Genomic DNA, 13851 nt, shown 5'->3' on the forward strand with positions numbered 1-13851 from the left:
AGGCAGGCGTCTCGATCGTAGCCAGCGGGCCGCGAAGCCGGCAGTCGGCCGGATGGCCAGTCAGTGCTGCGGCACGTCGCGGCGTTTCCTGAGCGCGTAACCGATCGCGACGACGAACAGGGCCCCGACGATGCTCGCGCCGTAAACCACTTCCGGCGTATCGAGCACCGGCCAGCGGTCGCCGACCGGGTCGTTCACGATCAGCCCGCCCGCGATCCAGCCGAGCAGCCCGGCGCCGAGCGCCACGACGACCGGGAAACGGTCGAGCAGCTTCAGCACTAGCGTGCTGCCCCACACGATGATCGGCACGCTGACGACGAGCCCGAAGATCACGAGCGCGATCCGGTGCGACGGATCGGCTTGCTCGGCCGCGCCGGCGATCGCGATCACGTTGTCGAGGCTCATGACCGCATCGGCGATCACGATCGTCTTCACGGCATCCCACAGCCGGTCGGCCGGCTTGATGTTGTCGTGCGCGTCGGCGGCCGGCGCCATCAGCTTGATGCCGATCCACAGCAGCAGCAGCCCGCCGCCGAGCTTCAGGAACGGCACGTCGAGCAGCGCGACCGCGAACGTGATCAGCGCGACGCGCAGCAGGATCGCCCCAGCGGTGCCCCAGACGACCCCGCGCAGCCGCTGGTTCGCCGGCAGGTTGCGGCATGCAAGCGCGATCACGACCGCGTTGTCGCCGCCGAGCAGGATATCGATGATGACGATCTGGAGAATGGCGCCCCAGTGCAGCGAGGTCAGGAATTCGAGCATGGCGGTGAGGAAAGGGCAGCGGCCGCCTCGCGGGCGACCCGGTTCATCGTCGGCACATGCAGCACGCATGCCCGGTGCTTACGAATTCATTGCGGGAGCATAACAAAAAACGCCGGCAAAGCCGGCGTTTTCTGCAGGACGAGCCCGATGGAAATACTTACAGCGCCTTCTTCAGCAGACGGCCCATTTCCGACGGGTTGCGCGTGACGGTGATGCCGCACGCTTCCATGATTTCCAGCTTCGCTTCGGCCGTATCCGCACCGCCCGAGATCAGCGCGCCGGCGTGGCCCATGCGCTTGCCCGGAGGCGCCGTGACGCCCGCGATGAAGCCGACGACCGGCTTCTTCATGTTGTCCTTGATCCACTCGGCGGCGTTGGCTTCGTCCGGACCGCCAATTTCGCCGATCATCACGACCGCATCCGTATCCGGATCGTCGTTGAACATCTTCATCACGTCGATGTGCTTCAGACCGTTGATCGGGTCGCCGCCGATACCGACTGCCGACGACTGGCCGAGGCCCAGTGCCGTCAGCTGCGCAACCGCTTCATACGTCAGCGTGCCCGAACGCGACACGACGCCGATGCGGCCCTTGCGGTGGATGTGACCCGGCATGATGCCGATCTTCAGTTCGTCCGGCGTGATCGTGCCCGGGCAGTTCGGCCCGAGCAGCAGCGTCTTGCGGCCTTCGCGACGCATGCGGTCCTTCACTTCGATCATGTCGCGCACGGGAATGCCTTCCGTGATGCAGATCGCGAGATCCAGATCGGCTTCGACCGCTTCCCAGATCGCAGCGGCTGCGCCTGCCGGCGGCACGTAGATGACCGACACGGTCGCGCCGGTTTCCGCCTTCGCTTCCTTGACGCTCGCGTAGATCGGAATGCCTTCGAAATCTTCGCCGGCCTTCTTCGGGTTCACGCCCGCGACGAATGCTTCGCGGCCGTTTGCGTATTCACGGCAGGCGCGCGTATGGAACTGACCGGTTTTGCCGGTAATGCCCTGCGTGATGACCTTCGTGTCCTTGTTGATCAGAATCGACATGTATTTTGACCTCTGTTCGATGGGCGTCGCGTGCAAGCCGCGCCGCCATGCGTATTCGATAGCGTTACTTGCCTGCGGCAGCCGCGACGACCTTCTGCGCAGCCTCTTCCATGCTGTCGGCCGAGATGATCGGCAGGCCCGAATCGGCCAGCATCTTCTTGCCGAGGTCCTCGTTCGTGCCCTTCATGCGCACGACGAGCGGCACGTTCAGGTTCACGGCCTTCGAACCGGCGATCACGCCTTCCGCGATCACGTCGCAGCGCATGATGCCGCCGAAGATGTTCACGAGGATCGCCTTCAGGTCGGGGTTCTTCAGCATCAGCTTGAACGCTTCCGTGACCTTCTCGGTCGTCGCACCGCCGCCGACGTCCAGGAAGTTCGCCGGTTCGCCGCCGAACAGCTTGATGGTGTCCATCGTCGCCATCGCGAGGCCTGCGCCGTTCACGAGGCAGCCGATGTTGCCGTCGAGCGAGATGTACGCGAGATCGAACTTCGACGCTTCGATTTCAGCCGGATCTTCTTCGTCCAGATCGCGGTACGCAACGATTTCCGGGTGACGGAACAGCGCGTTCGAGTCGAAGTTGAACTTCGCGTCGAGTGCGGTGACCTTGCCGTCGCCGGAGACGTTCAGCGGGTTGATTTCAGCCAGCGAAGCGTCGGTTTCCCAGAATGCCTTGTACAGGCCTTGCAGGATCGCGCGCGCTTGCGGAATCGATGCGGCCGGCACGCCGATCTTCGCGGCGAGGTCGTCGGCCTGCGCGTCCAGCAGGCCCGTCGACGGCTCGACGATGACCTTGTGGATCAGTTCCGGGTGCTTTTCGGCGACTTCTTCGATGTCCATGCCGCCTTCGCTCGAACCCATCAGCACGATCTTCTGCGAGATGCGGTCGACGACGAGGCTGACATACAGTTCCTGCTTGATGTCGGCGCCTTCTTCGATCATCAGGCGGTTGACCTTCTGGCCTTCCGGACCGGTCTGGTGCGTGACGAGCTGCATGCCGAGGATCTGGTTCGCGTATTCGCGCACCTGTTCGATCGACTTCGCCACCTTCACGCCGCCGCCCTTGCCACGGCCACCCGCGTGAATCTGAGCCTTCACGACCCAAACCGGGCCGCCGAGCTCTTCCGCCACCTTGACGGCCTCGTCCACCGAGAACGCCGGCTTGCCGCGCGGTACCGCGACGCCGAATTTCCGCAGGATTTCCTTACCCTGGTACTCGTGAATCTTCATGCGTGATTCCCTTCAGTCTGAGAGTTGGATGAAATGTCGCTTAAGACGCTTCTTCGAATGATTTCCGTTCATTCCTTCGTGCTGCCTTCACCGGGCAGATCCGGCCGAATCGGGCCATACCAGCGCGGGTAGTACTGCCGCACGACCTCGCCATCGAATCGCAGCGCGCGGCAGCGGCCGAGCTGGAAAGGCGGTTCGGCGTGCACGCCGTCATGGTCCGGCCCTTCGCCACCCTCCTCGCGCACGTTCCATACATCACCGGCGAACGCCTGGATCGCGGCCGTCGGCAGCACGGCGCACAGTTCGGTGAGATGGGAACAGCCTGCGACGCCGGCGAGCAGCCGGTTCGCGTTGCGGCGGAAATTGCGGAAGAGGTTGAGCCCGATGAGGGCCCGATAGGCGGGGGAAGCGGATTGACAGTGACCGGGATAGGGCACCCATTCCGAAGACGCTTCGGCGTCGACGACATTGAGGTCACGATCGATGGTCACGCGCAGCCAGAGTTCGTGGATCGGCAGGCCCTGAGGCCGGATGCCCGACGCAAGCGCGACATCGCGCGGCTTGTGGTCGGTCAGGCAGGCTTCGATGTCCCACAAGCCGTCGCCGCGCTCGTAGGCTTCCGCTCGGATTGCGCGTCGATGTCGCAACTGACGGGGCACGGGCTCGGATAGCGGCATGCTGGAGGTTGAGGCCGAAGAGGAAAACCCGTGGATTTTAGCATATTGGGTATTTGAGGCATTCGGCCCCGACGGCGGGTATTCCCGCCTGTCCGGAAGCGGTTGCGATGCAGCAAAATCGCGCGCCACGCGCGCGACCGGGCGGCTCAGTCATCGATCGGGAAATCGTCGCCGACCTTCAGCAACTTCACGATGGTCGCGCTCGAGAAGCCCCGCGCGGCCAGGAAGCGCGCCTGCTTCGCGCGCTCGGCAGGCGTTTGCGGCAGTGCACCGAATTTCTTGCGCCAAACGGCCTGCGCGCGCGTCCACTCGGTCTCGCGCAATTGGGCATTCACCTCTTCGACGAGACTGTCGCCGACCGCATGGCGCTTCAGTTCGCTGACGATGCGCGCGACGCCGACGCGCGACGCGCGACGATGCACGAGGCTCTCGGCGAAGCGCGCGTCGGACAGCCAGCCTTCCTTTTCCAGCGCATCGAGCACCGGGTCGACGGATTCGTCCTCGCCGACGTAAGGGGCGAGCTTGCGCGCGAGTTCCGCGCGGCTGTATTCGCGCCTCGACAGATAGCCGAGCGCGCGCCCCTTCAACGACCGCGGCGGCTTCGACGACTCGCGTTCGCGAGCGCCCGGGGCGTCGCTTGAAGCAGCGCCGCCGGAAGATGCGCCGAAAGACGCGCCGGATGCACGGCGTGTGCGGCGCGGATGCTGGCTGCTGCGCGTATAGACATCTTCCGTCGCGGGCGCATCGGCTGCGCGATCGCCCGGGGCACGAGCGCCCGGGGCTCGATCGCCCGGGAAGCGGACACCGGACACCCGACGGCGGGGGCGATCGTGTGCGTCGAACGATTCGTCGTCGTCGAACGGATCGTCCGGTGCGGCAATCTCAAACGAAACGAGGACATCGTCGGATGCCCTCGTCGCGGTGCGGTTCGCAGCGTTGCCGCCTGCGTCCCGCCGGCTGGCGCCCGAGGGTGCGGCTCGCCGGCCGGAGCGACCCGCCATTTCGGGCGTGTCGTGCTCCTCCGGCTCGCCAGCCCGACCTCGGCGCGCAACCATCACTCTTCTTCGTCCAGCGCCTCGGCTTCGTTGGCTACGCCATCGGGCATGCTGACGACACCGAGCGATTCGCGGATGCGGTTTTCGATCTCGCGCGCGATTTCCGGATTTTCGCGCAGGAATTCACGCGCGTTGTCCTTGCCCTGGCCGATCTTCTCGCCGTTGTAGCTGTACCAGGCGCCGGCCTTGTCGACGATCTTCGCCTGCACGCCGAGATCGATGATCTCGCCCTGGCGGGAAATGCCTTCGCCGTACAGGATGTCGAAGATCGCTTCGCGGAACGGCGGCGATACCTTGTTCTTGACGACCTTCACGCGGGTTTCGTTGCCGATCACCTCGTCGTTCTTCTTGATCGAGCCGATCCGGCGGATGTCGAGACGCACCGACGAATAGAACTTCAGTGCGTTGCCGCCCGTCGTGGTTTCCGGGTTGCCGAACATCACGCCGATCTTCATCCGGATCTGGTTGATGAAGATCACGAGGCAGTTCGTGCGCTTGATCGTGCCGGTCAGCTTGCGCAGTGCCTGCGACATCAGGCGGGCCTGCAGGCCCGGCAGCGAATCGCCCATCTCGCCTTCGATTTCGGCCTTCGGCACGAGCGCCGCGACCGAGTCGATGACGATCATGTCGATCGAGCCCGAGCGCACCAGCGCATCGGTGATTTCGAGCGCCTGCTCGCCGGTGTCCGGCTGCGAGATCAGCAGCTCCGGCACGTTCACGCCGAGCTTCGACGCGTACTGGACGTCGAGCGCGTGCTCGGCATCGATGAAGGCTGCCGTGCCGCCGATCTTCTGCAGTTCGGCGATGACCTGCAGCGTGAGCGTGGTTTTACCGGACGATTCCGGACCGTAGATCTCGACCACCCGGCCGCGCGGCAGGCCGCCGACGCCCAGCGCGATGTCGAGACCCAGCGACCCCGTGGAGACGACCTGGATATTCTCGGCCGCCTCGCCGTCGCCCATGCGCATGATCGAGCCCTTGCCGAACTGCTTCTCGATTTGCGCGAGCGCGGCCGCCAGCGCCTTGCTCTTCTCGGCGGTCATCCCGGAGCCCTTCTTGCTATCTTCCATGAATCGTCCTTTGCTATGATGAGCAGCGTCTGTTGGAGGCGCGCCCGCATCAAGCGCTGCCCACGAATGCAGACACTGTATAAAAAAACAGTGGTTTATGCAAGCCCGCAATGCGGGTTGCGTTGTACACGAATAACTTCGGAGACAGCCACGCCGGCGCGAACGCCCTGCCGGCATCGGTCAGCAACATGCGAATTCTCATCGCCGAAGACGACAGCATACTCGCGGACGGACTCACCCGGTCACTCCGCCAATCGGGCTATGCCGTCGATCACGTGAAGAGCGGCGTCGACGCCGACACCGCGCTGTCGATGCAGACTTTCGACCTGCTGATCCTCGATCTCGGGCTCCCGAAAATGTCCGGGCTCGACGTGCTCAAGCGCCTGCGCGCGCGCAATTCCAATCTCCCCGTGCTGATCCTGACCGCCGCCGACAGCGTCGACGAACGCGTGAAGGGGCTCGACCTCGGCGCCGACGACTACATGGCCAAGCCGTTCGCACTCAACGAGCTCGAGGCGCGCGTGCGCGCGCTGACCCGGCGCGGCGCCGGCGGCGGCCCGACGGTCGTGCGCCACGGCTCGCTCGCATTCGACCAGGTCGGCCGCATCGCGTATGCGAACGATCACGTGCTCGATCTCTCCGCGCGCGAACTCGGCCTGCTCGAGGTGCTGCTGCAGCGGATCGGCCGCCTCGTGTCGAAGGAACAACTCGTCGATCACCTGTGCGAATGGGGCGAGGAAGTCAGCAACAACGCGATCGAAGTCTACGTGCACCGGCTGCGCAAGAAGATCGAACCGAGCGGCGTGCGGATCTCGACCGTGCGCGGCCTCGGCTATTGCCTCGAGAAGGTCGCGCCCGCGACGCCGGCCGACACGGCGGCGCCCCAGCCCGCGGCCGCCGGCACGCCGCTGCGCTGACGCCGGGCGGCGCCGCGATGGCCACGCCGGCCCATTCCCCTTCCCGCCACCCGACCGGCGCGCCGTCGTCGGCTGCCGACGACGCGCGCGACGCCCGCTACGAGAACCCGTTCGCGCCGCCCGACGAAACCGAATCGCCCGAAACGCCGCGCCCGCGCTCGCTGTTCGGCGAAATCCTCGACTGGATGCTCGCGCCGCTGCTGCTGCTGTGGCCGATGAGCATCGCCGTCACCTATCTCGTCGCGAAGACGATCGCGAACGGCCCGTTCGACCGCGCGCTCGAGACCAACGCGTACGTGCTCGCCCGGCAGATCCATCCGGTCAACGGCGTCGCCGAACTGACGCTGCCGGAGCAGACGCGCGACTTCCTGCGCGCGGACAACATCGACAGCGTCTACTTCCAGGTGCTCGGCACGCGCGGCGAGCTGGTCGCCGGCGAGGCCGACATGCCGCTGCCGCGCGACGAGGACCGCCCGCCGCCGGGCGTCGTCGTGTTCCGCGACGACCTGCTGCGCGGCAACGACGTGCGCGTCGCATATACGACCGTCGCGCTGCCGCAGGCGAGCGGCGCGCAGCCCGTGCTCGTGCAGGTCGGCGAAACGCTCGACAAGCGCAACGCGCTCGCGAACGACATCATCAAGGGCGTGATCCTGCCGCAATTCGTGATCCTGCCGCTCGCGATCCTGCTCGTCTGGTTCGGGCTGTCGCGCGGGCTCGCGCCGCTCAACGCGCTGCAGGCGCACATCCGCGCGCGACGACCCGACGACCTGTCGCCCGTCGAGGCGCAGCGCGCGCCGCCCGAGATCGAACCGCTCGTCACGTCGTTCAACGACCTGCTCGCGCGGCTCGAACAGAACATGGCGCTGCAGAAACGTTTCATCGCCGACGCCGCGCACCAGATGAAGACGCCGCTCGCGGGCCTGCGCACGCAGGCCGAATTCGCGCTGCGCCACCCGGTGCCGCCCGACGTGCAGCGTTCGCTCGAGCAGATCGCGACGAGCTCCGAGCAGGCCGCGCGGCTCGTCACGCAACTGCTGGCGCTCGCGCGTGCCGAAAACCGCGCGAGCGGGCTGACCTTCGAGCCGGTCGAGATCGGCGCGCTCGCACGACGCACGGTGCGCGACTGGGTGCAGGCCGCGCTCGCGAAACGGATGGACCTCGGGTACGAAGGCCCGGACGACGACGCGCCGCTCGACGTCGACGGCAATCCGGTGATGCTGCGCGAGATGCTCGGCAACCTGGTCGACAACGCGATCCGCTATACGCCCGAAGGCGGCCGCATCACGGTGCGCGTGCACGCCGAGCCCGCGGCGCGGCGCGTGCATCTCGAAGTCGAGGATACGGGCCCCGGCATCCCGGCCGGCGAGCGCGATCGCGTCGTCGAGCGCTTCTACCGGATCCTCGGCCGCGAAGGCGACGGCAGCGGCCTCGGGCTCGCGATCGTGCGCGAGATCGCCACGCAGCACGGCGGCACGCTGACGCTCGACGATCACGTCTATCAGCACGCCCCGCGCCTCGCCGGCACGCTCGTGCGCATCAGCCTGCCGCTGGCCGCCCCCGCCCCGGATTAACCCTGACGCGCGCCGCCGCGGCGCGGCGCAAAAACGTCGAAACCGGCGATTTACCAACCGTTCGCGCTACGATCGGCGCGCGAAGCGGCCGATTCGACGCGGGTTAACGCGCAGTGGTTTTGTACGCGCGAGTCAGTGGGCCGTAAGTTTCCGTGCCAATAATCGTCGACAGGCCCGCCCCTCCCACGGCGGCCGCATATCTATATCAAGGGACTTGGAGACGATTCATGGCAACGTTAGGCGGGCAAATTTCGCACTCGCCGATGACGGGCGAAGAGAAGAAGGTGATCTTCGCGTCGTCGCTCGGCACCGTGTTCGAGTGGTACGACTTTTACCTGGCCGGCTCGCTCGCGGCCTACATCAGCAAGAGCTTCTTCTCCGGCGTCAATCCGACCGCCGCGTTCATCTTCACGCTGCTCGGCTTCGCGGCCGGCTTCGCGGTGCGGCCGTTCGGCGCGATCGTGTTCGGCCGGCTCGGCGACCTCGTCGGCCGCAAGCACACGTTCCTCGTGACGATCGTGATCATGGGCGTCTCGACGTTCGTGGTCGGCTTCCTGCCCGGCTACGCGTCGATCGGCATCGCCGCCCCCGTGATCTTCATCGCGATGCGGCTGCTGCAGGGCCTCGCGCTCGGCGGCGAGTACGGCGGCGCGGCGACCTACGTCGCCGAGCATGCGCCGGCCAACCGGCGCGGCTTCTACACCGCGTGGATCCAGACGACGGCAACGCTCGGCCTGTTCCTGTCGTTGCTCGTGATCCTCGGCGTACGCACGTTCATCGGCGAGGAAGCGTTCGGCAGCTGGGGCTGGCGCGTGCCGTTCGTCGCGTCGATCCTGCTGCTCGCGGTGTCGGTGTGGATCCGGCTGCAACTGAACGAATCGCCGGTGTTCCTGCGCATCAAGGCGGAAGGCAAGACGTCGAAGGCGCCGCTGACCGAAGCGTTCGGCCAGTGGAAGAACCTGAAGATCGTGATCCTCGCGCTGATCGGCCTGACGGCCGGCCAGGCCGTGGTGTGGTACACGGGTCAGTTCTACGCGCTGTTCTTCCTCACGCAGACGCTGAAGGTCGACGGCGCGAGCGCGAACATCCTGATCGCGATCGCGCTCCTGATCGGCACGCCGTTTTTCCTGTTCTTCGGTTCGCTGTCGGACAAGATCGGCCGCAAGCCGATCATCCTCGCGGGCTGCCTGATCGCGGCGCTGACCTATTTCCCGCTGTTCAAGGCGCTCACGCACTACGCGAACCCGCAGCTCGAACTCGCGACGCAGAAGGCGCCGATCACGGTCATCGCCGATCCGGCCGCCTGCTCGTTCCAGTTCAACCCGGTCGGCACGTCGAAGTTCACGAGTTCGTGCGACATCGCGAAGAGCGCGCTCGCGAAGGCCGGCCTGAACTACGAGAACGTCGCGGCGCCGGCCGGTACGCCGGCCCAGATCAAGGTCGGCGACACGGTGATCCAGACCTACGACGGCAAGGCGGCCGACGCGAAGGTGCAGGGCGCGGCATTCGACAAGACGCTCGCGTCGACGCTGAAGGGGGCCGGCTACCCGGCCAAGGCGGACCCGGCGCAACTCAACTGGCCGATGACGATCGTGATCCTGACGATCCTCGTGATCTTCGTGACGATGGTCTACGGCCCGATCGCGGCGATGCTGGTCGAGATGTTCCCGACGCGGATTCGCTACACATCGATGTCGCTGCCCTATCACATCGGCAACGGCTGGTTCGGCGGCTTCCTGCCGGCGACCGCGTTCGCGATCGTCGCGGCGAAGGGCAACATCTACTCGGGGCTCTGGTATCCGATCGTGATCGCGCTGGCCACGTTCGTGATCGGCCTGCTGTTCGTCAAGGAGACGAAGGACTCGGACATCTACGCGCAGGATTGATGTTGGCTGCGCAGCGGGGAAAGGCCGGCGGAGGCACTGCTTCCGCTGGCCGGCTCCCGCCCGCGATGGAGGCCGGCACGGGCCGCCGGCAACTTTTTTCGGGGAAGATGGAAAAAGGTATTGACAGCCGGCCGGCCGATCGACATAATTTGGGTCTTCGGCGAATTAGCTCAGTCGGTTAGAGCGACGGAATCATAATCCGCAGGTCCGGGGTTCGAATCCCTGATTCGCCACCAAATGCGAAAAGCCGCTGTTTCGAAAGAAACAGCGGCTTTTTTCATTGCTTCAGCGCACACGGTGCCGCACGTTGCCCGTCCTTCAGCCCGCGTGCTGCGCCGCGACTACGCCACCACCGCTCCGCGCTTCGCATCCCGTGCCTCCGCCCCCACCTTCCCCCGCCAGTTCTCCCCACCCTCCAGCGCCGGCGTCGACTCGAACACCTCCGCGATCCAGTCCGCAAACACGCGCACCTTCTGCGACAAATGCCGGTTGTGCGGATACACGATGGAAATCGGCTTCGGCTTCGGATTGCTGTCCGGCAGCACTTCGACCAGCGAACCGTCGAGCAGGTGCGGCAGCACCATGAACAGCGTCGGCTGGATCATCCCGAAGCCTTCGAGCCCGCACGTCACGTAGGCATCCGAATCGTTGACCGTGACGCTGCCGTTCATCCGCACCTCGAACGGCTTGCCGTCGATCATGAACACCCACGGAATCGCCCGCGCGCCGTGGCTCGAGCGGAAATTCACCGCATGATGTTCGACGAGATCGGCAATCTCGTTCGGTTCGCCGTGACGGGCCAGGTAATCAGGCGACGCGCACGTCACGCGCTTGAGCATCCCGATGCGCCGCGCGACCATCGACGAATCCTCGAGCGGCCCGACCCGGATCATGCAGTCGATGCCCTCCTCGACCGGATCGACGTAGCGGTCGGACAGCCCCAGCTCGAGCGTGATGTCCGGATAGCGCTGCCGGAAAATCGACAGCGACGGCAGCACGATGCGCCGCCCGAGCGAACTCGGCATGTGGACGCGCAGCATGCCGCTCGGCTTGCGGTTGCCGGCCTGGAAACTCGCGTCGGCCTCGGCGATCTCCGCGATGATCTTCATGCAATGCTCGTAGTACGCGGCGCCCTCCGGCGTCAGCGACAGCCGGCGCGTCGTCCGGTGCATCAGGCGCACGCCGAGCAGCGCCTCGAGATTCTGGATGATGGTCGTCACCGACGCGCGCGGCATCGCGAGCGTGTCGGCCGCCCGCGTGAAGCTGTTCGCGTCGACCACGCGGGTAAAAACTTCCATTGCCTGGATTCGGTCCATGCCGCTTCCCCTTCGAATCACCAACGGAACAGAATAGAGCCCGCGGCGGGCGCGGCACAAGCCCCCGCCTATTGTTGTCCAATCCTGAATAGTTTCGGTGCTTCGGACTCGAAACCGACCGGTTTCCGTTCAGTTCCGCGCAGCGCCTGCTCCGGCCCCGCTCATCCGTCGTCCGTTACCGCACGAACCGCTCGCGATATCCCTGCGGCGACACGCCGAGCACGCGCACGAAACTGCGTCGCAGCGTCTCCTCGGTACCGAAGCCGCAACGCCCGGCGATCCGCTTGACGGGCCACGCCGTTTCGCCGAGCAGGCGTTGCGCGGCCTCGACCCGGATCTGCTCGACCGCGCGCGCGGGCGTGCGGCCGGTCTCCGCACGATAGTGGCGCACGAAGCTGCGCTCGCTCATGCTCACGCGCTCGGCGAGCGCGGGCACCGACAGGTCGGCCGTCAAGTGCTCGGCCATCCACGCGTGCAGCTCGCCGAACCGGTCGGCAGTGCGCTGCATCGACAGCATCGTGCTGAACTGCGCCTGTCCGCCCGGACGCTTCAGGAACACGACGAGTTCGCGCGCGACGTCGAGCGCGGTCGCCCGACCGAGATCTTCTTCGACCAGCGCGAGCGCCAGATCGATGCCGGCCGTCACGCCGGCCGACGTCCACAGCGCGCCTTCGCGGATGAAGATCGGGTCCGGTTCGACACGCACGTTCGGGTAGCGCGCCGCGAATTCGTCGCAGCGCGCCCAGTGCGTGACCGCGCGCCGCCCGTCGAGCAGGCCGGCCTCGGCGAGCAGGAACGCGCCGGTGCAGACCGACGCCACGCGCCGCGCGCGCCCGGCCTGCTGCCGCACCCAACTCACCACCCGCGCATCCTTCGACGCCGCATGCACGCCCTTCCCGCCGGCGACGATCAGCGTGTCGGGACGGCGCGCGGCCGCGCGCAGCGACTCGGCCATCACGACGAGGCCCGACGACGTCTCGACGGGCCCGGCTTCGACGGCCACGACGCGCGGCGCATACGGCGCCGGCTGCCCGCGCTCCAGCGCGAGCTCGTTGACGGATGCGAACACCTGCAGCGGCCCCGTCACATCGAGCAGTTGCGCACGGGGAAACGCGAGGACGAGGATCGAACGCGGAGCGGCGGCGGGCATGGCGATTGGCTGAAAACGTGGGCGATATGGCAATTTCGCCAAACACTACGCGCCTAGAATCGATCTGTCCATCCCGTGCCGAACGGCGCGCGTTCCCTTCCCGACGGAGTCCTCGCATGAGCCTGCATATCGGCCTTCTCGTCTTTCCGGGCGTCCAGCAACTCGACCTCACCGGCCCGCACGACGTGCTCGCGTCGCTGCCCGACGCGGCCGTCCATCTGGTGTGGAAGTCGCGCGACGCGGTCGCGTCGAGCAGCGGCCTCGCGCTCGCGCCCACCTGCACGTTCGACGACTGCCCGCCGCTCGACGTGATCTGCATCCCGGGCGGGATCGGCATCAACGACCTGCTGCTCGATACCGAAACGATCGCGTTCGTGCAACGGCGCGCGGCCACCGCGCGCTACGTGACGTCGGTCTGCACGGGCGCGCTGCTGCTCGGCGTGGCCGGCCTGCTGCGCGGACGGCGCGCGACGACGCACTGGCGGTTCCACTCGCTGCTCGAACCGTTGGGCGCGATACCGGTGCGCGAGCGCGTCGTGCGCGACGGCAACCTGGTCACGGGCGGCGGCGTGACGGCCGGCATCGACTTCGCGCTGACGATCGCCGCGGAGCTGGTCGGCGACGAAGAAGCGCAGGCGATTCAGCTGCAGCTCGAATATGCGCCCGCGCCGCCGTTCGACGCCGGCTCGCCCGACACCGCGCCGGCTGCGGTCGTGACGCGCGTCACCGAACGGACGGCCGCCGGCTTCGAGAAGCGCAAGCAGATCGTCGAGCAGGCGCTGCGCGCAGCGTCGCGCTGAACGCGGATGTCGGAAAAATCACGGGAAAGCGGCACACACGCGTGCCGGAGAACACATTGATGAAGATCATCCGGAGTGCCGCATTCACGGCGGACCGCGCGTGGGGCGCGCTCGACATCGCGAACCTGAACGGCATCACGGTCCGGCTGCACTGGACCGACCAGCCGTATCGCTGGCACGTGAACGACGGCGAGGAGGTGTTCGCGGTGCTCGATGGCCGCGTCGAGATGCGCTACCGCGACGCAGGCGTCGAGCATGCGACGGTGCTCGAGACGGGCGACGTCTTCCATGCGACGGTCGGCACCGAGCACGTCGCGCATCCGCTCGGCGCCGCGCGCATCCTCGTGATCGAGACCACAGGCAGCGTCTGACAGCGG

General features: G+C 66.6%; 14 protein-coding genes and 1 tRNA gene. 6 read left to right on the top strand and 9 right to left on the bottom strand.

The features are described 5' to 3' along the window. Positions 1 to 60: 60 nt before the first annotated feature. The 7 genes from JYG37_RS15665 to JYG37_RS15695 form a co-directional block, all read right to left on the bottom strand. Positions 61 to 762, bottom strand: coding sequence for a TerC family protein (locus JYG37_RS15665; protein ID WP_050014572.1), 702 nt, complete (start codon positions 760 to 762; stop codon positions 61 to 63). A gap of 157 nt (positions 763 to 919) precedes the next feature. Beyond that, positions 920 to 1801, bottom strand: coding sequence for a succinate--CoA ligase subunit alpha (gene sucD / locus JYG37_RS15670; protein ID WP_006477916.1), 882 nt, complete (start codon positions 1799 to 1801; stop codon positions 920 to 922). Between the two features lie 64 nt (positions 1802 to 1865). Beyond that, on the bottom strand, positions 1866 to 3032 hold the full coding sequence (gene sucC, locus JYG37_RS15675; RefSeq protein ID WP_006477915.1) for an ADP-forming succinate--CoA ligase subunit beta: 1167 nt from the start codon (positions 3030 to 3032) through the stop codon (positions 1866 to 1868). A 68-nt stretch (positions 3033 to 3100) separates the two neighbouring features. Next, positions 3101 to 3709, bottom strand: a complete 609-nt coding sequence (locus tag JYG37_RS15680; protein ID WP_050014576.1) for a DUF2889 domain-containing protein — start codon at positions 3707 to 3709, stop codon at positions 3101 to 3103. Positions 3710 to 3855: 146 nt separating this feature from the next. Further along, positions 3856 to 4764: a recombination regulator RecX gene (gene recX / locus JYG37_RS15685; protein WP_204383386.1), complete on the bottom strand. Its 909-nt coding sequence runs from the start codon at positions 4762 to 4764 to the stop codon at positions 3856 to 3858. Next, positions 4764 to 5834: a recombinase RecA gene (recA, locus tag JYG37_RS15690; RefSeq protein ID WP_011546125.1), complete on the bottom strand. Its 1071-nt coding sequence runs from the start codon at positions 5832 to 5834 to the stop codon at positions 4764 to 4766. The genes recX and recA overlap by 1 nt, the downstream gene beginning before the upstream one ends. 49 nt (positions 5835 to 5883) lie before the next feature. Beyond that, positions 5884 to 6024 (bottom strand): hypothetical protein, encoded by a 141-nt coding sequence (locus JYG37_RS15695; RefSeq protein ID WP_204383387.1) that lies wholly within the window; start codon positions 6022 to 6024, stop codon positions 5884 to 5886. Between JYG37_RS15695 and JYG37_RS15700 the strand changes: the two genes are divergently transcribed. The 4 genes from JYG37_RS15700 (at position 6023) to JYG37_RS15715 (ending at position 10444) form a co-directional block, all read left to right on the top strand. Then, positions 6023 to 6751, top strand: a complete 729-nt coding sequence (locus JYG37_RS15700; protein WP_006497347.1) for a response regulator transcription factor — start codon at positions 6023 to 6025, stop codon at positions 6749 to 6751. The two genes, JYG37_RS15695 and JYG37_RS15700, sit on opposite strands and share 2 nt — an antisense overlap. A gap of 17 nt (positions 6752 to 6768) precedes the next feature. Continuing rightward, complete coding sequence (locus tag JYG37_RS15705; RefSeq protein ID WP_050014580.1) at positions 6769 to 8322, top strand: sensor histidine kinase; 1554 nt, start codon at positions 6769 to 6771, stop codon at positions 8320 to 8322. 227 nt (positions 8323 to 8549) lie between these two features. Then, entirely contained in the window at positions 8550 to 10208 is a 1659-nt protein-coding gene (locus JYG37_RS15710; protein ID WP_050014581.1) for an MFS transporter, read from the top strand. A gap of 159 nt (positions 10209 to 10367) precedes the next feature. Then, positions 10368 to 10444: transfer RNA gene (locus JYG37_RS15715), tRNA-Met, on the top strand. 105 nt (positions 10445 to 10549) lie between these two features. Here JYG37_RS15715 and JYG37_RS15720 read toward each other — a convergent pair. Beyond that, positions 10550 to 11524 (bottom strand): LysR family transcriptional regulator, encoded by a 975-nt coding sequence (locus tag JYG37_RS15720; protein WP_176016125.1) that lies wholly within the window; start codon positions 11522 to 11524, stop codon positions 10550 to 10552. Between the two features lie 175 nt (positions 11525 to 11699). After that, entirely contained in the window at positions 11700 to 12674 is a 975-nt protein-coding gene (locus tag JYG37_RS15725) for a GlxA family transcriptional regulator (RefSeq protein WP_050014583.1), read from the bottom strand. Between the two features lie 116 nt (positions 12675 to 12790). Here JYG37_RS15725 and JYG37_RS15730 point away from each other — a divergent pair, with 116 nt between their 5' ends. Further along, positions 12791 to 13474 carry a DJ-1/PfpI family protein gene (locus JYG37_RS15730; protein WP_050014585.1) on the top strand — a complete coding sequence of 228 codons (684 nt, stop codon included), beginning with the start codon at positions 12791 to 12793 and terminating at the stop codon, positions 13472 to 13474. A gap of 59 nt (positions 13475 to 13533) precedes the next feature. Further along, positions 13534 to 13845, top strand: coding sequence for a cupin domain-containing protein (locus tag JYG37_RS15735; protein WP_050014587.1), 312 nt, complete (start codon positions 13534 to 13536; stop codon positions 13843 to 13845). Positions 13846 to 13851: the final 6 nt, after the last annotated feature.

Origin of the sequence: Burkholderia sp. LAS2, assembly GCF_018417615.1 — a bacterium.
GTDB classification, from domain to species: domain Bacteria; phylum Pseudomonadota; class Gammaproteobacteria; order Burkholderiales; family Burkholderiaceae; genus Burkholderia; species Burkholderia sola.